The 20,414-nt window shown below is 70.7% G+C and carries 9 protein-coding genes and 5 pseudogenes; 8 read left to right on the top strand and 6 right to left on the bottom strand.

Features of this window, described 5'->3' with window-relative positions:
• Positions 1–57 precede the first annotated feature (57 nt).
• Positions 58–5,070, bottom strand: a complete 5,013-nt coding sequence (locus tag OHT51_RS11405; protein ID WP_328878803.1) for an ATP-dependent helicase — start codon at positions 5,068–5,070, stop codon at positions 58–60.
• 341 nt (positions 5,071–5,411) lie between these two features.
• Between OHT51_RS11405 and OHT51_RS11400 the strand changes: the two genes are divergently transcribed.
• Genes OHT51_RS11400 through OHT51_RS11390 form a run of 3 tightly spaced genes read left to right on the top strand, consistent with a single transcriptional unit; the run spans position 5,412 to position 7,310 of the window.
• On the top strand, positions 5,412–6,263 hold the full coding sequence (locus tag OHT51_RS11400; RefSeq protein WP_328878802.1) for an AraC family transcriptional regulator: 852 nt from the start codon (positions 5,412–5,414) through the stop codon (positions 6,261–6,263).
• Between the two features lie 10 nt (positions 6,264–6,273).
• Complete coding sequence (locus tag OHT51_RS11395) at positions 6,274–7,005, top strand: AzlC family ABC transporter permease (RefSeq protein WP_328878801.1); 732 nt, start codon at positions 6,274–6,276, stop codon at positions 7,003–7,005.
• Complete coding sequence (locus tag OHT51_RS11390; protein ID WP_328878800.1) at positions 7,002–7,310, top strand: AzlD domain-containing protein; 309 nt, start codon at positions 7,002–7,004, stop codon at positions 7,308–7,310. The genes OHT51_RS11395 and OHT51_RS11390 overlap by 4 nt, the downstream gene beginning before the upstream one ends.
• Before the next feature lie 5 nt (positions 7,311–7,315).
• Here the strand turns inward: OHT51_RS11390 and OHT51_RS11385 are convergent, their stop codons facing one another.
• From OHT51_RS11385 to OHT51_RS11370, 4 genes and pseudogenes are all read right to left on the bottom strand, one after another.
• Positions 7,316–8,260: a hypothetical protein gene (locus tag OHT51_RS11385; protein WP_328878799.1), complete on the bottom strand. Its 945-nt coding sequence runs from the start codon at positions 8,258–8,260 to the stop codon at positions 7,316–7,318.
• A 91-nt stretch (positions 8,261–8,351) separates the two neighbouring features.
• A pseudogene (locus OHT51_RS11380) lies at positions 8,352–8,627 on the bottom strand (transposase); the annotation flags it as partial.
• A 56-nt stretch (positions 8,628–8,683) separates the two neighbouring features.
• Positions 8,684–9,211, bottom strand: coding sequence for a TerD family protein (locus tag OHT51_RS11375; protein ID WP_328878798.1), 528 nt, complete (start codon positions 9,209–9,211; stop codon positions 8,684–8,686).
• A 571-nt stretch (positions 9,212–9,782) separates the two neighbouring features.
• Positions 9,783–10,265: a hypothetical protein gene (locus tag OHT51_RS11370; protein WP_328878797.1), complete on the bottom strand. Its 483-nt coding sequence runs from the start codon at positions 10,263–10,265 to the stop codon at positions 9,783–9,785.
• A 257-nt stretch (positions 10,266–10,522) separates the two neighbouring features.
• Here OHT51_RS11370 and OHT51_RS11365 point away from each other — a divergent pair, with 257 nt between their 5' ends.
• From OHT51_RS11365 to OHT51_RS11355, 3 genes and pseudogenes are all read left to right on the top strand, one after another.
• Positions 10,523–11,014, top strand: coding sequence for a hypothetical protein (locus OHT51_RS11365; protein WP_328878796.1), 492 nt, complete (start codon positions 10,523–10,525; stop codon positions 11,012–11,014).
• A gap of 77 nt (positions 11,015–11,091) precedes the next feature.
• Positions 11,092–13,125 carry a flotillin family protein gene (locus OHT51_RS11360; RefSeq protein WP_328878795.1) on the top strand — a complete coding sequence of 678 codons (2,034 nt, stop codon included), beginning with the start codon at positions 11,092–11,094 and terminating at the stop codon, positions 13,123–13,125.
• Positions 13,126–13,263: 138 nt separating this feature from the next.
• Positions 13,264–18,138 (top strand): annotated as a pseudogene (locus OHT51_RS11355) (DNA repair ATPase).
• Between the two features lie 877 nt (positions 18,139–19,015).
• On the opposite strand, the pseudogene OHT51_RS11350 reads toward OHT51_RS11355, so the two are convergent.
• A pseudogene (locus OHT51_RS11350) lies at positions 19,016–19,318 on the bottom strand (PucR family transcriptional regulator); the annotation flags it as partial.
• A 40-nt stretch (positions 19,319–19,358) separates the two neighbouring features.
• Between OHT51_RS11350 and OHT51_RS43355 the strand changes: the two are divergent.
• Positions 19,359–19,472: pseudogene (locus OHT51_RS43355) on the top strand (PucR family transcriptional regulator); the annotation flags it as partial.
• 145 nt (positions 19,473–19,617) lie between these two features.
• A pseudogene (locus tag OHT51_RS11340) lies at positions 19,618–20,075 on the top strand (ATP-binding protein).
• The last annotated feature ends 339 nt before the right edge of the window (positions 20,076–20,414 follow it).

Raw genomic sequence — 20,414 nt, 5'->3', positions numbered from 1 at the left:
TACGGGCTTGGGTACGGCCGGGTTGAGCGGCCGGGCTGCCTCGTCTGATAGCTCGGGTCAGGCGCGTAGGCGTAGGCCTCGGGGTGTTGCGATGAAGCCCGCGCCTTCCAGGAGAGTGCCTATGGGGGACGTCAGGGCCGCGGCGCCGTTCACGCGCTCCACCGTGACGGTGCCGAGGGAGCCCGCGCGGGCGGCTGCGGCGAGGGCCTCTGCTGCCGTGTGCAGGCGGGGGTCGTCGGTGGGCTCGGTGTCCGGGGCCGAGGGCCAGGCCAGCAGGGTCTTGCCGCCGCGCTCCATGTAGAGGGTCAGCTCGCCGTCGACGAGTACGACGAGGGAGCCCGCCTTGCGGCCCGGCTTGTGTCCGGCGCCGGTCGGGGGCTCGGGCCAGGCGAGGGCGGCGCCGTACGCGTTGGCCGGGTCGGCGGCGGCGAGGACGACGGCCCGGGTGTCGGCGGCGGGGCGGGAGTGGCGGGCACCGGAGCCTGGGCGGCCGGGGCCGGGGCCGGGGCCTGGGCCGAATCGGGGGCCGCCGTTGCGCCACGCGGGGCCCTGTGGGGTGCGTCGGTCGCCCGGGGAGGCGAGATCGCGGGGCGAGACGTAGTCGCCCGGACCGAGGTGGGCGTCCAGGAAGTCGTGGTCGAGGTCGGGGATGTCGTACGCGGGCGTGCCGTCGGGGTTGTCCCACGCGGCGTTGTCCCACGCTGGGGTGTTGCCCTGGTCGGCGCCGGGAGTGCCGAAGCCGTCGAGGGGGCCGTGCGTGTCAGGTCCGCCGTAGCCGATGGGGGCGCCGTCGCTGTCGGGAGTGCTGGGGCCGGGCAGGGCTTCGCCGCGTTCGCGGGCGTTGGCGACGGCGCGCAGGCGGTCCACCGCGCCGTCCATGGCGAACTGCGCGGCGCCGAGTCCCTCGACCACATAGCCGCGACGCGCCTGTCCGCTCTCCTCGAAGGCGGACAGGATGCGGTACATCGCCGAGAAGCCGCCCTCGACGCCCTCGGCGGCGACCGCTCCCCGGGTCACCACGCCGTGCCGGTCGAGGAGCGCGCGGGCCAGGGCATGGGCCCGCACTGTGGGGTCCGGCTCGTGGGCCGGGAGCAGGGACCAGCGGCCGGCGGCGGTTGGGGGGCCGGTGCGGGACGGGGGGCGGGCGGAGGACGTGAGCGAGCCGTAGCGCCCGCGTGGGACGGTGCGCTTGGCGCGGTGGGCCGTGGAGCCCGCGGTGCGGCCCGAGCCCAGCAGGGAGCGCATGGGTGCGAGCGTGTCGTTCGTGAGGCGGCCGGACCAGGCCAGCTCCCAGAGGACGTCGGCGAGTTGGGGGTCGGTGACGTCGGGGTGCGTGGTGGCGCGGACCTGGTCGGTGATCTGGCGGAAGAACAGGCCGTAGCCGCCGGACAGGGCGTCCAGGACGGACTGGTGCAGTGCCGTCAGCTCCAGGGGGTGGGGCTGCGCCAGGAGCAGGGGGGCCGCGTCCGCCATGTAGAGGGACACCCACCCGTCCTTGCCGGGCAGTGAGCCCGCTCCGGCCCAGACGACCTCGCCGGCGGCGGTGAGTTCGTCGAGCATCGCGGGGGTGTAGTTCGCGACGCGGGACGGCAGGACGAGTTTCTCCAGGGCGGACGCGGGCACGGACGCGCCCTGCAACTGCTCGATGGCGCGGACCAGTCCATCGATGCCGCGCAGCCCATGGCCCTTGCCGATGTGCTGCCACTGCGGCAGGAACTGCGCGAGCGCGGCCGGTGGCACCGGCTCCAGCTCATGACGCAGGGCAGCGAGGGAGCGGCGGCGCAGGCGACGCAGGACCGTGGCGTCGCACCACTCCTGGCCGATGCCGGCCGGGTGGAACTCGCCTTGTACGACCCGTCCGCTCGCCGCCAGCCGCTGGAGGGCGCCGTCGGTGATCGCGGCGCCCAGGCCGAAGCGGGCCGCCGCTGTGGCCGACGTGAACGGGCCGTGGGTGCGGGCATAGCGCGCGAGGAGGTCGCCGAGCGGGTCCTTGACCGGTTCGGTGAAGGCCTCGGGGACGCCGACCGGCAGTGCCGTGCCGAGCGCGTCGCGCAGGCGGCCCGAGTCCTCGATCGCCGCCCAGTGGTCCGTGCCGGCGATGCGGACCTTGATGGCGCGGCGGGCGCCGGCCAACTCCTGGGCCCACTGCGGCTCGGCGCCGCGCTCGACCAGCTCGGCGTCCGTGAGCGGGCCGAGGAGGCGAAGGACGTCCGCGACGCCTTCGACGTCCTTGACGCGGCGGTCCTCGGTGAGCCACTGGAGCTCTTGCTCCAGCTCGGTCAGCACCTCGGCGTCGAGCAGTTCCCGCAGCTCCGCCTGGCCCAGCAGCTCGGCCAGCAGACGCGAGTCCAGCGACAGGGCGGCGGCGCGGCGCTCGGCGAGCGGGGAGTCTCCCTCGTACAGGAACTGGGCGACATACCCGAAGAGGAGGGAGCGCGCGAACGGGGACGGCTCGGGGGTGGTGACCTCGACGAGGCGTACCTTGCGGGCCTCGAGGTCGCCCATCAGCTCGGTCAGGCCGGGAACGTCGAAGACGTCCTGGAGGCATTCGCGGACCGCCTCCAGCACGATCGGGAACGAGCCGAACTCGCCGGCGACCTGAAGCAGTTGGGCGGCGCGCTGGCGCTGTTGCCACAGCGGGGTGCGCTTGCCGGGGTTGCGGCGCGGCAGCAGCAGCGCGCGGGCGGCGCACTCGCGGAAGCGGGACGCGAACAGGGCCGAGCCGCCTACCTGGTCGGTGACGATCTGGTCGACGTCGCCCTTGTCGAAGACGACGTCCGCCGCGCCGACGGGCGCCTGGTCGGCGTCGTACTCCGTGCCTGCCTTTCGCGGCTCCTGGTCGAGCAGGTCCAGGCCCATGAGGTCGGCGTCGGGCAGGCGCAGCACGATGCCGTCGTCGGCGTGCATGACCTGCGCGTCCATGCCGTACCGCTCGGAGAGCTTCGCGCCCAGGGCGAGTGCCCAGGGGGCGTGGACCTGGGCGCCGAAGGGGGAGTGCACGACGACGCGCCAGTCGCCGAGTTCGTCACGGAAGCGTTCGACGACGATCGTGCGGTCGTCCGGGATGTGGCCGCAGGCCTCGCGCTGCTCGTCCAGGTAGGACAGGACGTTGTCGGCCGCCCAGGCGTCCAGGCCTGCCGTGAGGAGGCGCAGGCGGGCGTCCTCCTTGGGCAGCGAGCCGACCTCGCGCAGGAACGCGCCCACCGCACGGCCCAGTTCGAGGGGGCGGCCCAGCTGGTCGCCCTTCCAGAAGGGGAGGCGGCCCGGTACGCCCGGTGCGGGGGAGACCAGGACGCGGTCGCGGGTGATGTCCTCGATGCGCCAGGAACTGGTGCCGAGCGTGAAGACGTCCCCGACGCGGGACTCGTAGACCATCTCCTCGTCGAGCTCGCCGACCCGGCCACCGCCCTTCTTGGGGTCCGCCCCGGCGAGGAAGACACCGAACAGGCCGCGGTCCGGGATGGTGCCTCCGGAGGTGACGGCCAGGCGCTGTGCGCCAGGGCGGCCGGTGATCGTGCCGGCGACCCGGTCCCAGACCACGCGCGGGCGGAGCTCGGCGAACGCGTCCGACGGGTAGCGGCCGGCGAGCATGTCGAGGACCGCGGTGAACGCGGATTCGGGGAGCGACGCGAAGGGGGCGGCTCGGCGGACCATGGTGAGGAGGTCGTCGACCTGCCAGGTGTCCATCGCCGTCATGGCGACGAGTTGCTGGGCGAGGACATCCAGGGGATTGGCCGGGACCTTCAGGGACTCGATGGACCCGGTGCGCATCCTCTCGGTGACCACGGCTGCCTGGACGAGGTCGCCGCGGTACTTCGGGAAGACCACGCCGGTGGAGACGGCGCCCACCTGGTGACCTGCGCGGCCCACGCGCTGGAGGCCTGAGGCCACGGAGGGCGGTGACTCGACCTGGACGACGAGGTCGACGGCGCCCATGTCGATGCCCAGTTCGAGGCTGGAAGTGGCCACGACGGCGGGAAGGCGGCCTGCTTTGAGGTCCTCCTCGACCAGGGCGCGCTGCTCCTTGGAGACCGAGCCGTGGTGGGCACGGGCGATGACCGGGGGCGCGCCCTGGGCTGCGCCCGAGCCGCCCATGAGCTCGGCCGGGGCGTGGTGCTCGTCCAGGGGTTCGCCGGTGGCCCGCTCGTAGGCGATCTCGTTGAGGCGGTTGCACAGGCGCTCCGCCAGGCGGCGGGAGTTGGCGAAGACGATGGTGGAGCGGTGCGCCTGGACCAGGTCGGTGATCCGCTCCTCCACGTGGGGCCAGATCGAGGGGCGTTCCGCGCCTTCGGAGCCCTCGGCGACCGGGGAGCCGCCCAGCTCGCCGAGGTCCTCGACGGGGACCACGACCGAGAGGTCGAACTCCTTGCCCGACTTCGGCTGGACGATCTCCACCTTGCGGCGGGGGGAGAGGTAGCGGGCGATCTCTTCGACCGGGCGGACGGTCGCGGAGAGGCCGATGCGGCGGGCCGGCTTCGGGAGCAGCTCGTCCAGGCGCTCCAGGGTGAGCGCCAGGTGGGCGCCGCGCTTGGTGCCCGCCACCGCATGGACCTCGTCCAGGATCACCGTCTCGATGCCGGTCAGGGCGTCGCGTGTCGCTGACGTCAGCATCAGGAAGAGGGACTCGGGGGTCGTGATGAGGATGTCCGGGGGGCGGGTCGACAGGGCTCGGCGCTCTGCGGCGGGAGTGTCGCCGGAGCGGATGCCGACCTTTACCTCGGGCTCGGGGAGGCCCAGGCGTACGGATTCCTGGCGGATGCCGGTCAGGGGGCTGCGGAGGTTGCGCTCGACGTCGACCGCCAGGGCCTTGAGGGGGGAGACGTAGAGGACTCGGCAGCGCTTCTTGGGGTCTGCCGGTGGGGGTGTGGCGGCCAGCTGGTCCAGGGCGGCGAGGAAGGCGGCCAGGGTTTTGCCGGAGCCGGTGGGGGCTACGACCAGCACGTCCGAGCCCTCGTGGATGGCCTGCCACGCGCCTGCCTGGGCTGCGGTGGGCGCGGAGAATGCGCCCGTGAACCAGCCTCGGGTGGCGGGGGAGAAGCCGGCTAGGGCTTGGTGCGGGTTGCTGACCATGCGTCCATCCTGCACCCGGGGACTGACAACGTGGCTGAGCTGGGGAAATGTGGTCGGGGCGGCGGTGCGTCCTGCCTCCGGCGGTTGGGCGTGATGCCTGCGGCGGCCTGTGCGGGTTCGGTGGGGGTGCGCGTAGCGCCTCGGTGCGTTTGTGGATCGGGGCCGTGCCGGGGGGTGTCCGTCCTCGGTCGGGCGGTTGCTGTGCCTTGAGAGGTGCTGTTTGTTGACGCCCGCCGCTGCGGGCGGACACCCCCCGGCACGTCCCCTTGCCGCCGTACGCGGGTCCTGCGCCGCGGAGGTGCGCCGGGCGGTCGTGTCTCGCCGTCGCGGAGAATGGAGGCATGGCAGGTTCGGGTGAGCGGGCGCGGCACTGGCAGTACGCCGACTTGCCCGGTGTTGATCTGCTGCGGGCCAGGTATGTGCAGAAGACGTTTGTGCGGCATACCCATGAGAACTTCGTGATCGCCGCCATCGCCGATGGTGTGGAGGTCTTTCACTGTCGGGGTGCTGATCAGTACGCCGGGGCCGGTGCGCTTGCGTTGGTCAATCCGGAGACGCCGCATACCGGGCGGGCCGGGGTTCCTGAGGGGTGGCAGTACGGGGCCGTCTATCCGTCGCCCGAGGTGGTCGCCGAGATCGCGAGGGAGACCACTGCTATTCGGGGGACGCCGGGGTTCGTGAGGCCGGTGCTCGATGATGCGTATGCCGTGGGGCTGGTGCATCAGGTGTTGCGGGCTGCGGATGAGGGGAATGCGCTGGCCGCCGACACGTTGCTTCGGGTGGCCGTGACCAGGCTGCTGCGATTGAACGGTGGGGCGCTGCCGCAGCGGGAGGTGCGGACGGCCGGGGCTCGGGTCGCCGTACGCGCGCGTGAGGTGCTGGAGGGGCGGATGGCTGGGCCGCCCAGTCTGGAGAGGCTGGCTGTCGATCTCGGTACCGGTCCGTTTGCCTTGCTGCGGGCGTTTCGGGATCTGTACGGGATGCCGCCGCATACGTGGCTGACCGATGCGCGCGTGCGGCGGGCCCGGCGGATGCTGGATGCGGGGGTCTCGCCGGCGGAGGCGGCCGTTGCTGTGGGGTTCACCGATCAGCCGCATCTGAATCGGCACTTCAGCCGGATCGTCGGCGTTCCGCCGGGGGCCTATCAGCGGGAGCGCAAGAACGTACAAGACGTGGCTGAGTGGCTGTCCTAGCGTCGCGGGTGTGTCAGAACAGAAAGCTCTTGAAGACCTCCGTGTCGACGGAGGCAAGCCCGACAGGGTTGTTGTACGGGACGCCCTGGGCGTCGGAGTCGCCGTTGGGTTGTCCGGGTTCGCCTTTGGGGTGACGTCGGCCGGTGGTGGGCTCACGCTCTTGCAGACCTGTGCGCTCAGCCTGCTGGTGTTCACGGGGGCGTCGCAGTTCGCGCTGGTCGGGGCGCTGGCTGCCGGGGGCGGTCCGTGGACCGCGGCGGCCGGTGCGTTCTTTCTTGGCGTGCGTAATGCCTTTTATGGGCTGCGGTTGTCGCAGTTGCTGAGCCTCACGCGCGCGGTGCGGCCGTTCGCGGCGCAGTGGGTGATCGACGAGACGGCGGCAGTAGCGCTGGCGCAGCCGACTCGGCGCAGTGCGCGGATCGGGTTCGTGGTGACAGGGCTCAGTCTGTACGTGCTCTGGAACCTCACCACGCTGCTCGGTGCGCTCGGGGCGGAGGCCATGGGGGACACCGATGCCTGGGGGCTGGATGCGGCCGGACCTGCCGTCTTTCTGGCGTTGCTCGCCCCGATGCTGAAGTCCGCGACCGAGCGGGCTGTCGCCGGCCTGGCTGTGGTGCTGGGACTCGGGTTGTTGCCTGTTCTGCCTGCAGGCGTGCCCGTGCTGGTTGCCGCCCTTGCGGCGCCGGTCGTGGTGTGGGCGCAGGGGCGGCGTCGGGGAGATGTGCGGGAGGGGGAGCTGTGAACACCTGGATTGCGATCGGCGTCACCGCCCTCGGCTGCTACGGCGTCAAGCTCGTCGGGCTGCTCGTGCCGGCGGGTGCTCTGGAGAGGCCTCTCGTACGGCGTCTTGCCGCCCTGTTGCCCGTCGCCCTCCTTGCTGCCCTCACGGCTCAGCAGACGTTCGGTGACGGGCAGGCGCTGGTACTGGACGCGAGGGTGGCCGGAGTCGCAGCGGCTGCTGTGGCGCTCGTCCTGCGGGCTCCGTTCCTGCTTGTCGTCGCGGCGGCCGTGCTGGTGACGGCAGGGGTGCGCGCCATGGGTGGGTGAGTTCGTCAGCCGATGTGGCGGCCGTATGCCCTGAGCGTGCGCAGTGCCTCCAGCGTCACCATGGGGCGGGCCTCGGAGGCGATGCTGGGCGCCCACTGACGCCGGCGGACCGGCCAGCCGCCGTCCTCCTGCTGCTCGCCGGCGAGGTGGTCGAGGGAGCGGCTCATCTCGTCGTCGGTGAACCACGCGCGCGCGAAGGAGCGCGGTGTCCGCGCGTAGTCGTGCGGGAAGTGGTGCTCGCCGGGGGCGTGGTCGGGGGAGGGCGGGTACGCGTCGAGACTGTCCGGCTCCAGCACCACCAGGCGCTGGTCGCGCACGAGGCGGCCCAAGCGGTCGGCGGCCGCCTCCGCGCGCGGGCGGTCGGGTACGGAGTCCAGGAAGGCCACAGCAGCCTCGATCTCGTACGGATGGGACTTCTCCAGGGATTCGACCGCCTGCCAGCAGAAGTCCGTGGCCCGGAACAGCCAGGCGTGCCACACCTCGTTGCGGTGCAGCAGTCCGACGACCGGTCCAGTGGCCAGGAGCGAGCTGGGAGCGTCGTCCACGATCGGCATGAAGGGAGCCGCCGGGTAGCCGCGCTGGCTGGGATGGATCGCCGGGAGGGCGCCGTCCGGCGTGGAGACCGAGGTGAGGTAGCGGCAGACGCGATCCACGCGCTGTCCGCCGCAGCGCTCGACGGCGTCCAGGATGTGCAGGGCGTGACCGGTGTGCAGCGGCTGGCTGACCGGGCCGCGCAGATCGGGCTCCAGCGCGTGGCCGTATCCGCCGTCCTCGTTGCGATAGGCGTCCAGCGCGGTCTCCACCGGGTCGGCGGAACCGTTCAGGAAGTGGTACGCGAAGAGACGCTGCTCGAGCACGCGCGCGCTGAGCCAGACGAACTGCTCGGCGCGGAAGAGCGGGGAGTGCGTCGAGGGCGTCGGGGGGAGTGCGGAAGCTCCTGTTTCGGGCATGCGTCAGACCGTAGGACGGAAAGCGGTCTCGACAAGTGGTCCCGGGGCAGGCCCACTCTCAGGGGCGGGATACTGGAGGCATGCGGTTGACGGTCTTCACCAGTGCGGTGAGCTGGTCGAGGCTGTGTTTGGTGAGATTGGCCAGCGACCTCTTCAGGTGCGACCACACGCCCTCGACCGGGTTGAACTCCGGAGCGTACGGCGGCAGCTGGTAGACGGTCAGCCATAATCGCGCGGCGATCAGCCGTCGCATCGTGTGGCTGACGTGCGTGTTCAAATTGTCCCAGACCAAGACAATGGTGCCGCCGAGCTGCTGGTGTGCGGCATCCAGCAGGCGGGCGTAGTCGGTTTCCGCATCGCCTGCTCGCGCGACCGACACCCGGCAAGGCTAGACGGTGTCTCGCCATGATCGTGTTACGAGTTCTATGGGGCGCTGCCCATCTCTGCAGCGAAGACCGTGGGGTCGCTGTCGAACCCCCGGATCATCTCGTGAAACTCCCACGCTCCGGCGGCATCCCGGGCGAACTCCGCGACGGTCGCGGCGGCGAATCCGGCGACCTGCGCGAACTCGTCCGTCAGCAGCTCCTTGTACTCCTCGACCACCAGCACACCGGCATTCGATATGTCACCGAAGGTCTTGGGGCCGCTGTTCTGGTGGATGGCCACGCCCACAACCACCCGTGCGAAGGAAGAGGCGAGGCGATCAAGCTCCAGCGTCATCACTTCGACATAGCCGAAGCCCTGACCGGTCTGGCTGTGCCGGCTCATGTTGATGGTGCCGTCCGGTGAGCGGCTGTCGAAGTGGACGACGTACACCGGTCGCCCGTAGGGGGCGTCCGCCGAGTAAGTGGCGGCGATGATGTCGAGATGATGAGGTGGCTGATCCCAGGGACTCGGGTCCCACTTGAGCCGCACCTCGGCCTTCCTCACTCCCTGGTTGTCGCTGCTCACCGGATTACCGCCTCTTCCGTTTCGAGAGTCATCAGGGGACGGATGGGCCCCGCATGGTCAAGTATGGTTCTCGGTCACCCTGTTGAAGCCTTGTGCGGCTGGTCCCTGCGGCTGGCCGGTGCGTTCCTCGGGGGTACTGAAGTACTGGCCTACCGGTGTCCCGTGCACGAACAGATCGGACCGCCCGGGTAATGGTGTGCAGGCCAGGGGGACAGACGCTCCGTCGAACCGCCTCGGCGGCGACGCAGTCGGATTCGAAGTGGGCGGTGAGGGTGTCGAGGATGAAGTCGGCCCTGGCCTGGCGGTCGCGGGAGAGAACGGGGTAGACCAGCAGGTCGGCGGCGCGCAGCACCGGGTCGCCGAGGTCGAGGCGCTCGGCCGGCTGGAGGGCATTGAGGGCTGCCTCTTAGGACTGGACGACGCCGCTGGGGCCGGGCTGGGCCCGACCGTCGTCAGTGGCGGCGCGTGCCTGCTTGGCGAGGTAGGCGAGTACCTCGGCCTGGCGGCCGGAGGCGATGCACAGCACCCGGCCGTCCTGTGGGTAGGACGTTGCGGCCGCCGAAGCGGGGGATCAGCGCCCGTTGCACCTGACGGGTGTCGGATCGCCCTCGGCGGAGGTGGTGGGGCCCTGCGCGACGGCGACCGCGTGCGCGTGGGACAGGCGCAGGCCGTAGCGCTCGGCGCGTTCGGCGAGGCGGCCGAGGTCGCTGCGGCTGTAGAGGAGCTCGTCGATGAACTCAGGGCGGGCGGCCTCTTCTTGGCGTACGGCCAGGCGTTGGGCGCTTTGTGACCTTCGGTGAGGGCGTCGACGACCGGCTACGGCGGCGAGCGTTCTGTCGTCCGAGCCGGGGGTGTCGGCCCAGGCCGTGTGGGCGGTGCCAGGTACGCGTTGCCCGGGACGCGCAAGCCATGGCCGGCCTTCCGCGATCCGTTCTTCCAGGGCCCGCTGGGGAAGCGATCTCGTCGCGGGTGAGGCGTCGGCCGGTACCGAAGCGTCCGTCAGGATGCGGGCGTAGCCGTCGAAATACTGCTGGGGGATGTCCCGGTCCGTCACGCCGTCCCCGGCTTCTTGACGCGCTGGTAACGGTTTCTTAGCGGTCACCGGCATGCAGGCATTGATGAACACTGCCGGAAACCGGCAATGCGCGGGCGGAATTCGGTGGGGCAGTATGGCTCGCAGGGGCCACGGCCGTTGGTTCCATTGCCCGACACCGGCAGGTGTCCGCACTGGGGCCGCAGGAGCCGTGCGTCGCCGGACCGGCTGGCGTCGGCGCGGGTGTGCGTGCCGAGGGTGGAAAGGGGGGCGGGGAGATGCGGACATTTCTGGCAGCGGCCACGGGCCTGCCCACGATCCTGCTGACCACTGCCCTCGTCGTGGTCGTCTGCTTCTGGCTCCTCGCCGCCGTGGGCGTCGCAGACGCCGACAGCTTCGACACGGACGTGGACCTACGGGCGTGGCGCATGAGCGGGGTACCTGTGACGGTCGCCCTCTCGCTGCTGACGGTGCTCGCCTGGTCCCTGAGTGTCGGAGCGGCGGTTCTTCTGGCCGTGTTCGTGCGCGCAGGACTGGTCGCCGGGGTGCTGCGCCTGGTCGTGCCCGTGGGGGCGCTGATCGTCGCCTGGGCCGCGACCTGCTTGATCGTGCGGCCGTTGCACCGCCTCTACCCGGATGAACCGGGACTGTCCGTGCTGAGCGAGGCTCGCGCGGGCGCCACTGCCGCGCTGCCGCATGCCCGCAGCCGTGATGCCGACGGAGGCGTGGCGCGCGACGCCGCGCTCCATTCGCGGAACCGCGCCGCCTGAGCGGCGCTGGCGCGGGATTTCGCCTCCGGCCTCTCCATCTTCTCGCTCAATCCCTTTATGCCTGAAGGACGTATGCCATGGTTGCCATGATCGTGGGCATCGGCGTGCTCGTCGCCGTCTGCCTGCTCGTCGTACTCGTCGTCGCCCGCTTGTTCCGCAAGGTCGAGCAGGGCAAGGCGCTGATCGTCTCCAAGATGCGCAAGGTCGACGTGACCTTCACCGGACAGGTCGTGCTGCCGGTGCTGCACAAAGCCGAGGTGATGGACATCTCGGTGAAGACCATAGAGATCACGCGGGCCGGCAAGGAGGGCCTGATCTGCCGGGACAACATCCGCGCGGACATCCGGATCTCGTTCTTCGTCAAGGTCAACAAGACCGTCGAGGACGTCATCAAGGTCGCCCAGGCCGTCGGTACGGCGCGGGCGAGTGACCGGAACACGCTGCAGGAGCTGTTCCACGCGAAGTTCTCCGAGGCGCTGAAGACGGTCGGCAAGCAGCTGGACTTCACCGACCTGTACACCAAGCGCGAGGAGCTGCGGTACCGGATCATCGAGGTCATCGGCGTCGACCTCAACGGTTACCACCTGGAGGACGCGGCGATCGACTATCTGGAGCAGACGCCGCTGACCCAGCTCGACCCGGCCAACGTCCTTGACGCCCAGGGCATCCGGAAGATCACCGAGCTGACGGCCGTGGAGCACGTGCGCACCAACGAGGCCCAGCGCACCGAGGAGAAGGAGATCACCCGGCAGAACGTCGACGCCCGCGAGGCGATCCTGGAGCTGGAGCGCCGTCAGGCCGACGCCGAGATCAAGCAGCGTCGGGAGATCGACACCGTACGGGCCCGGGAAGAGGCCGAGACCGCGCGGGTGGTCGAGGAGGAGCGGCTGCGGGCGCAGTCCGCGTTCCTGAAGACCGAGGAACAACTCGGGGTGCAGCGCGAGAACCAGGCCCGCGAGGTCGCCGTCGCGCAGAAGAACCGCGAGCGGGTCATCGCCATCGAGAACGAGCGCATCGAGAAGGACCGCCTCCTCGAAGTCATCGCCCGCGACCGGGAGACCCAGCTGACCCGGATCGCCGCCGACAAGGAGGTCGAAGGGGAGAAGCGGGAGATCGCCGAGGTCGTCCGCGAGCGGGTGGCCGTGGACCGTACGGTCGCCGAGCAGGAGGAGGCCATCAAGAAGCTGCGCGCCGTGGAGGAGGCCGAACGCGGCCGGCAGGCCGTGATCATCGCGGCCGAGGCCGAGGCGCAGGAGCAGCTGGTCAAGGACATCAAGGCCGCGGAGGCCGCAGAGCAGGCCGCCGTGCACCGCGCCGCCGAGGAACTCACCCTGGCCGAGGCCCGGTTGAAGAGCGCCGACCTCGACGCCCAGGCCAAGCTGCGGCTCGCCGAGGGCATCCAGGCCGAGTCCGCCGCCGAGGGCCTGGCCGCCGTCCAGGTCCGCGACAAGGAGGCCGAGGTCATCGAGAAGGCCGGCCGTGCGGAGGCCGAGGCGACTCAGGCCCGGCTGCGTGCCGAAGCCGACGGCGCGCGGGCCAAGGCGCTGGCAGAGGCGGAGGGCATCAGCGGGAAGCTGAAGGCCGAGGCGGCCGGCCTGACCGAGAAGGCGGCCGCGATGGCGGCCCTGGACGACGCCTCCCGCGGTCACGAGGAGTACCGGCTGCGTCTGGAGGCCGAGAAGGACATCCGGCTCGCCGGGCTGGACGTGCAGCGGCAGGTCGCCGAGGCGCAGGCCACGGTGCTCGCCACCGGGCTGGAGAACGCCGACATCAACATCGTCGGCGGCGACTCGGTCTTCCTCGACCGGCTGGTGTCCTCGATCGCCCTCGGCAAGGGCGTCGACGGATTCATCCAGCACTCCGACACCGCCCAGGCGCTGGCGAAGCCCTGGCTCGACGGCACGTCGAGCTTCACCAACGACATCAGCCGCGTCCTCGGCTCGGTCTCCACGGCCGACGTGCAGAACCTGACCGTCTCCGCCCTGCTGATGAAGCTCATGAACAACGGCGGCGCGAACGCCGGACAGTTCCAGCAGCTCCTGGACAAGGCAGGCGAGCTGGGCCTCGCCGACACGTCACTGGCCGCGCTCAACGGCAGCGTCAGGGCCTGACCCGAGCCGCGGGGCCTGACCGGCACGCCAGGACCTCACCTGCGCCGCCACGGCCCGACCTGGCCCGTGGTCCGGAGCTGCCGCACAGGGGACGGCAGTTCCGGACCACGCCTTCTTCGACTTCCTGAGAGGGAACCCATGACCACCGGTCTGGACACCGGCACATACGAGGTGCTGCGCGACCGCCTCACCGCACAGGCCGCCGTACTCACCCGCCGCGCCGAAGCGCTCAACGCCCGCCGCACCAAGGAGTTCGGCTCCGTCCGGCTGGAGCTGACGAGCACCGAGCGGCTGCGCACCGAGCACAACTGCGTGCCCCGCGACATCGTCTCCGTGGGCGACACCCTGCTCTTCGGTCACAACGTCTTCCTCGGCCTGAAGCCCGAGACGACGGTGGGCGACGTCTTCGCGCTGTACGACCGAGACCTGAACCGGCTGCCCGAGGACGCCGTGCCGGGCCTGCTCGACGACCCGGCCTTCGTACGGGAGTTCGCGGCTCTCTACCGCTACTACCGTCAGGCCCACCTCCTGCAACTCCGCACGATCGACAGCAAGTTGCTGGCCGTCTTCCAGACCGGCGAGAAGGCCGGCGACATCCGCGTCCTGCGCTGGGCGCTGACCGACGACGGCCGGGCCGCCTTCCTGGACGCCCGCGGCGACCGCGACCACGTCTTCCCGCCCTCCCACGACTTCGAGTGGACCCGGACGACGCGCGAGGACCACGTCCTCGGCCGCCACCCGCACGTCTCCATCGGCGGCGAGGTCTTCGTCGAGACCGTCGGCGGCACTCTCACCGTCAAGGTCGAGGACAACACCGAGACGGGCGAGGGCATTTACGCCGAGCCGGTCGCCGAGCCGCTGCAGTCCCTCGCCGACGCGGACATCGCGTACGCGCGCGTGGGCGCCCTCATCCTGTTGGACGTCCTCCCCTACAAGGAGGACGTCCACCGCTACCTGGTCTTCAACACACTCACCAAGAGTGTCGTCCGCCTCGACGGCATCGGCCGGGCCTGCCGAACACTGCCCGAGGACCAGGGGATCGTCTTCCCCGGCGGCTACTGCCTGGCGACGGGGGCGCACAAGACGTTCGACGGCATCGACACCGCTGACCTGGAATTCGAGCGGGTGGTCCGCTCACCCAACGGCGAGGACGTCCTGTACGCGTTCCACGCGCGCGTGGAGGGACGCAGCCTGCTCCTGCCCTACAACATGATCCGCAAGGAGGCAGCCACCCCGCTGTCCTGCCACGGCTGGGCCCTCTTCGACGACGGCACACTCGTGGTCCTGCGTGCGGACAGCGATGAGCCGCAGCGCGTCCACCCGCTCCAGCTGTGGAACTCCCCGTACGTCTCCGACACTCACGCCGCCGCCCAGCCCGTCGGCACCGGCCCGCTCGCCCGCGTCGGCAACGCCGACCTCGTGCGCGGCATCTCCGACTGCCTGTCCATCACGCGCGCCGTCGCCGAGACCACCCCGACCAGCGAGATCTACGAGGCACTGGCCGCCGCGTGCGTCCGGGCCGCCGACTCCTACCACTGGCTCGGCGAGCCCGACCTCGGCGCGCTGCACGAGCCGCTCACACAGGTCAGGGCGACCGCCGAGCAGGTCCTGGTCGAGTTCGAAACCGTCCAAGCCCTTACCCGTCAAGCCGCCGACGCGCTCACCGAGGCCGCAGCGCACGTCGCCACGGTCGTACGACGCCTGCGCGGCGAGGCTCCCCGCGGTGCCGCCGCCTGGGTGTCAGGGTTGACGGAACTCCGACACGCCCAGGGACACCTGCTCACCCTCAAGGACATGCGCTACGCGGACACTGCCCGCATCGACCAACTCGCCGCCGACGTCGAGGCCGACCTCGCCACCTTCGGATAGCGGGCCGTCACCCACCTCGCACGTGAGGACGCCTTCGCCGACCACCAGGCCGGCATCGAGCAGCTCGTCACGGATGCCGAGGCGATCGCCACCGTCGCCGAGGCCGCACCCGTCACCACCCACCTCGACGAACTCGCCGACGGCTTGCACACAGTGACCGAGGTCGTCGCCGGACTCGACATCGGCGACGCCACGATCCGTACCGCCATCCTGGAACGGATCGCCGAGGTCCTCGGCGGCGTCAACCGCGCCCGAGCCACCCTCGACGGCCGCCGCCGCGCACTCCTCGACAGTGAGGGACGCGCCGAATTCGCCGCCGATTTCGCGCTGCTCGGTCAGGCCGTCACCGGCTCCCTCGCGGCCGCCGACAGCCCTGAGACGTGCGGCGAGCAACTCGCCCGCATGCTCGTGCAGATGGAGAACCTGGAGTCCCGGTTCGCCGAGTTCGACGACTTCCTCGGTGAACTCGCCGACAAGCGCGACGAGGTGCACGAGGCGTTCTCCACCCGCAAGCAGACCCTCGCCGACGCCCGTGCCCGCCGCGCCGAGCGCCTGGCCGACTCGGCGTCCCGCGTGCTGCAGACGGTGACCCGGCGGGCGGCCGCGCTCGCCGACGCGGACGCCGTCGCCACGTACTTCTCCTCCGACCCGATGCCGGCCAAGGTCCGCCGCATCGCCGCCGAACTCCGCGAACTCGACGACCAGGTCAGGGCGGAAGAGCTGGACGGCCGCCTGAAGTCAGCCCGCCAGGAGGCACTGCGCGCCTTGCGCGACCGCACCGACCTCTACGCCGACGACGGCCGCACCCTCCGCCTCGGCACCCACCGCTTCGCCGTCAACACCCAGCCTCTTGACCTGACCCTGGTCCCGCACGGCGAGGGCCTGGCGTTCGCGCTGACCGGCACCGACTACCGCTCGCCGGTCACGGACCCCGACTTCGCCGCGACCCGCCCGTACTGGGACCGCCCGCTGCCGTCGGAGTCGCCGGAGGTCTACCGCGCCGAGCACCTCGCCGCCCGGCTGCTGGACGAGCACGGCCCGGACGTGCTCGCGGCGGCCGACCTGCCCGTACTGGTCCGGCAGGCCGCGGAGGCGGCGTACGACGAGGGCTACGAGCGCGGCGTCCACGACCACGACGCGACCTTGATCCTCACCGCGCTGCTGCGGCTGCACGACTCGGTGGGCCTGCTCCGCCACGAACCCGCTGCCCGCGCCGCCGCCCACCTGTTCTGGGCGTACGGCACGACGGCCGAGGAGCGCGACAGCTGGGCCCGGCGGGCGGTGTCCATGGCCCGCGCCCGCGACACGTTCGGGCTGGCGCCCGCGATCGCCGACCTGGAGGCCGAGCTGGCGGAGGAGCTCGGCACCGCTGCGGCGGCCGCCTACCTCTTCGAGGAGCTGACGAGCGGCCCCGAGGGCTTCGTCATCAGCGCCGGCACTCGCACCCTGCTCGACAAGTTCCGCCGTACGGTGGGCACGTCCGCCTACGACGACGACCTCGCAGCCCTCGCCGACCTGGCCGCCCGCCGGCAGCTCGTCGAGGCGTGGCTGACGTCGTACACCACCGCGACGGGCACGGACATCACTATCGGCGACCTGGCCGAGGCGGTCGCCGCCGAGCTCTGCCCGGACCTGCCCCGCTACGAGTCCCACGCACCGCTGGCCGAAACAGTCGAGGGACTGCTCGGCACCCACCCACGCATCACTGGCCGCACGCTCACCGTCCGCATCGACGAAATCCTCGCCCGCACCAGGGAGTTCCGCGTCAGCGAGGTCCGCGCCCATCGGGCGTACCAGCGCCGCCGGACCGTGTTGGTGGCCGCCGAGCGCAGCCGCCTCCGCCTGGACGAGTACCGGCCGCGGGTGATGTCGGCCTTCGTGCGCAGCAAGCTCATCGACGAGGTCTACCTCCCCCTGGTCGGCGACAGCCTCGCCAAGCAGCTCGGCACGACGGGCGACACCAAGCGCACCGACACCGGCGGTCTGCTCCTGCTCATCTCCCCGCCCGGCTACGGCAAGACGACCCTCATGGAGTACGTCGCCGATCGGCTCGGCCTGATCCTGGTGAAGGTCAACGGCCCGGCACTGGGCCACGTCGTGACCTCCCTCGACCCGGCCGAGGCTCCGAACGCGACCGCACGCCAGGAGATCGAGAAGATCAACTTCGCGCTGGAGGCGGGCAACAACACCCTCCTCTACCTGGACGACATCCAGCACACCTCGCCCGAGCTGCTGCAGAAGTTCATCCCCCTGTGCGACGCCACCCGCCGCATCGAGGGCGTACGTGCCGGTGAACCGCGCACCTACGACCTGCGCGGCAAGCGGTTCGCCGTCTGCATGGCCGGCAATCCCTACACCGAGTCCGGCAGCCGCTTCCGCGTACCCGACATGCTCGCCAACCGCGCCGACGTGTGGAACCTCGGCGACGTCCTCACCGGCAAGGAGCAAGCCTTCGCGCTCAGCTTCATCGAGAACGCACTCACCGCGAACCCGGTCCTCGCCCCGCTCGCCAGCCGCGACCGCACCGACCTCGACCTGCTGATCCGCCTTGCCGAGGGTGACACCACAGCCCGCGCCGACCGACTGACCCACCCGTACGAACCCGCCGAACTGGAGCGGATCCTGGCCGTCCTGCGGCACCTGCTCGCGGCCCGCGCGACGGTCCTGGCGGTCAACGCCGCCTACATCGCCTCCGCGGGCCAGTCCGATGCCACCCGCACCGAACCGCCCTTCCAACTCCAGGGCTCCTACCGCAACATGAACAAGATCGCCCAGCGCATCCAGCCGGTCATGAACGACACCGAGTTGACGGCATTGATCGACGATCACTACACGGCCGAGGCCCAGACCCTCACCACCGGCGCCGAGGCCAACCTCCTGAAGTTGGCGGAACTGCGCGGCACACTGACGGACGCACAGGCGCTGCGCTGGGCCGATCTGAAAGCCGCGTATGCCCGTACCCAGACGCTGGGCGGCCCGGACGACGACCCCTTGACCCGCGCGGTCGCCATCCTCGGGCTGCTCGCCGACCGGGTCGCGGCCGTGGAGACGGCAATCAACCGCGCCGCCGACCCACGCCACCTGATGGCCAATCCCGTTGCCCGGCACGCGGCTCGTCCGACCTCGAAGCCGGGGGAGGATTGACGTTGAGAGAGGGGCAAATGGACCGGAGTGAAGACGATCTTCTCGCCGACGAACTTGTTGCATTGGCGGGGACGACGGGGGCCAGTGAGTGGATCACGCGGCTTGTGGCCGGAGTCGGTGTGCTCCTCTCTATGCGCGCTCAACGCCGGGCGCCACCCGGAGCTGCCCTGTGACCAGCACGAGTGGTGCTGCCCCCGGCGCTCAGCAGCCCCGTAACGGCGAACAAGGTGCGCTGATCGATCTTGATCAGTGCCTCGTACTCGGTTCGGGAGATCTCGACCTCCTGGCGCGGGACGCCGGTGTAAAGGGCGTAGTAGCGGCCGTCCCGGTGGTGGGGGGGGCGAGGGCTTGCCGGTTGTCTCCGGTGCTGCTGACGACCATTGCGATTCCTGCGGCGAAGACGGCGAGGAGACACGCCTGCACAGAACGCGGAAGGCAACGGAGGGCGAGCCACTGCAGCGACGGGGTCCGACCCAGACGAATCCCATGGGTTTCGAGGAGGATGCCGCGGACGAGGGCGGTGATGAAGATAGGGAAGAGCGCCAGCATGGAGAGGCCGACCGCGAGCTTTCCGGCCCCGAATACCGAGGGCCCCGGCAGCAGAGTGAGAGCGGCGGCGGACAGTTGAGCGACACTCCGTACGAGTGCTGCACCTGCGTGCACCGCGAAACTTCGTCCAATGCCACTCCTCCGTGGTCTCCCGCCCGCAACTCCAGCGCGGGGGGAGGCTTGCACAGAGGCCGGCGGACAGACATTGCCCTCTTCCGGCAGCCTTCGTACGTCTTCCACGTCCGTAACTCGAATCACTCGGCAGCCCTGCGCAGCGGTCCACGGGAAGGGATGCGGTGGCGACCACTCGCCCCGGGGGCGGAGCGGATCACTCGGCGGGTTGCAGGGAGTGCGACGGCCAGTCGAGGAGACGGGCGCCAAGCGCGGCGGTCTGCAGGATGTAGCGCTGGTCGGGATCGGTGGGGTCGTGGCCGGTGAGTTGCCGGATACGGGTGAGCCGGTAGGTGACCGTGCGCACGCTCACCCCGAGACGACGCGCCGTGGTGGTGTTCAGGCAGCCGCTGGCGAAGTACGCGGTCAGGGTGTCCAGGAGTGGCCTGGGCCCGCCGCGTGCTCCTTCGAGGCCGCCGAGAACGGTGGCCACCAGGTCGGTGATGGCTGCGCGGTCTCTGCCCTCGGTCCAGGCGCGGGAGACGGAATCGACGTATTCGGCGATCCGCGGCGAAGAGGCGACGCGGCGGGAATTCGTCGGCGACCTTCTCGAAGGCCGCACCGACCTCGGCCGGCTCGCCGAGCGGGCCGAACGCTTGGCTGCGCGGAGAGCGGATTCGTAGCCCTCGGTCAGCGCCACGGTCGCGTCACCGATCGCCCTGATCAGGGCGGAGGCCGCCGCTTTGAGCTCTTGAGGTTCCGTAGCCCGCCGGATCGCGGGCAGGTGAGCCGTTGGCCAGCCGCCCGATCCTGTCCGCCATGGCCTTCGACGGCAGCGAGCCGATCGTTGAGGCCCGGCATGCTGCCCGCAATTTCATGACCGACGTGCAGGCCGTTCAAGGGATCCCGGTGTCGGACCGTGCGATGGGCATGGTCGAGCTGGTGGTCAGCGAGCTGGTCACCAACGCCCACAAATACGCACCCGGCCCGTGCCTGCTGGCCTGGAGGTCAACGGCGGTGCCGCGGAAATCGGCGTATGGGACACCGATCCGAACTTGCCGACGGCCTGTCCTGCCGATCCGTGCCGGGTCGGGCAGCACGGTCTGGAGATCGCGATGGCGGTCTGCCGTAGCTTCGAGGCACGCCGGGAACCGGTGGGCAAGCGCCTGAAGGCCGCGATCATGCTGGCCGACTATCCCGGCTGTCCGGCCTACTCGCGCCGCCGCACCACCCGTCCGACCAGCCAAGGTAGCTGCCTCTGGCGGCCGCCCCCGTAGTGAGCGCGGCGCAGCCATTGACCGTGCTGGCGACGCGGGTCGACGACACCGATCACTCCGGTCGTCGCTGACCACCTTGAAGAGGCGCATCCCGGCGGCAGTGGCGAGGTCCTGTCAGTGTCACCGGATCTTCACGGTCGACGGGGTGCGAAGGTCATTACACTGCCAGTGAATCTGTCATGGCTTTGTTGACGTGCAGTCCTTGGTGGTGGCGCGTTACTTGTACGGGGGAAGCGATGAGTTCTGAGACGGGTGACGTACGTCCTATATCGGCACCGAACGCGGGCCTGGATCCGCGCACCGCATACCAACTGCCCGAGCCGCATACGAGCAGGGACG

The organism is Streptomyces sp. NBC_00299 (genome assembly GCF_036173045.1).
In the GTDB taxonomy this organism is placed as follows: domain Bacteria; phylum Actinomycetota; class Actinomycetes; order Streptomycetales; family Streptomycetaceae; genus Streptomyces; species Streptomyces machairae.
The sequence above is the reverse complement of the archived record's forward strand: the minus strand, read 5'-3'. Positions and strand labels throughout refer to the sequence as shown.

Bases quoted from the DNA above. Each gene is read 5' to 3' on its own strand.
- OHT51_RS11360 (WP_328878795.1), top strand. From the start codon at position 11,092: ATGGTTGCCATGATCGTGGGCATCGGCGTGCTCGTCGCCGTCTGCCTG.
- OHT51_RS11405 (WP_328878803.1), bottom strand. From the start codon at position 5,070: ATGGTCAGCAACCCGCACCAAGCCCTAGCCGGCTTCTCCCCCGCCACC.
- OHT51_RS11365 (WP_328878796.1), top strand. From the start codon at position 10,523: ATGCGGACATTTCTGGCAGCGGCCACGGGCCTGCCCACGATCCTGCTG.
- OHT51_RS11385 (WP_328878799.1), bottom strand. From the start codon at position 8,260: ATGCCCGAAACAGGAGCTTCCGCACTCCCCCCGACGCCCTCGACGCAC.
- OHT51_RS11400 (WP_328878802.1), top strand. From the start codon at position 5,412: ATGGCAGGTTCGGGTGAGCGGGCGCGGCACTGGCAGTACGCCGACTTG.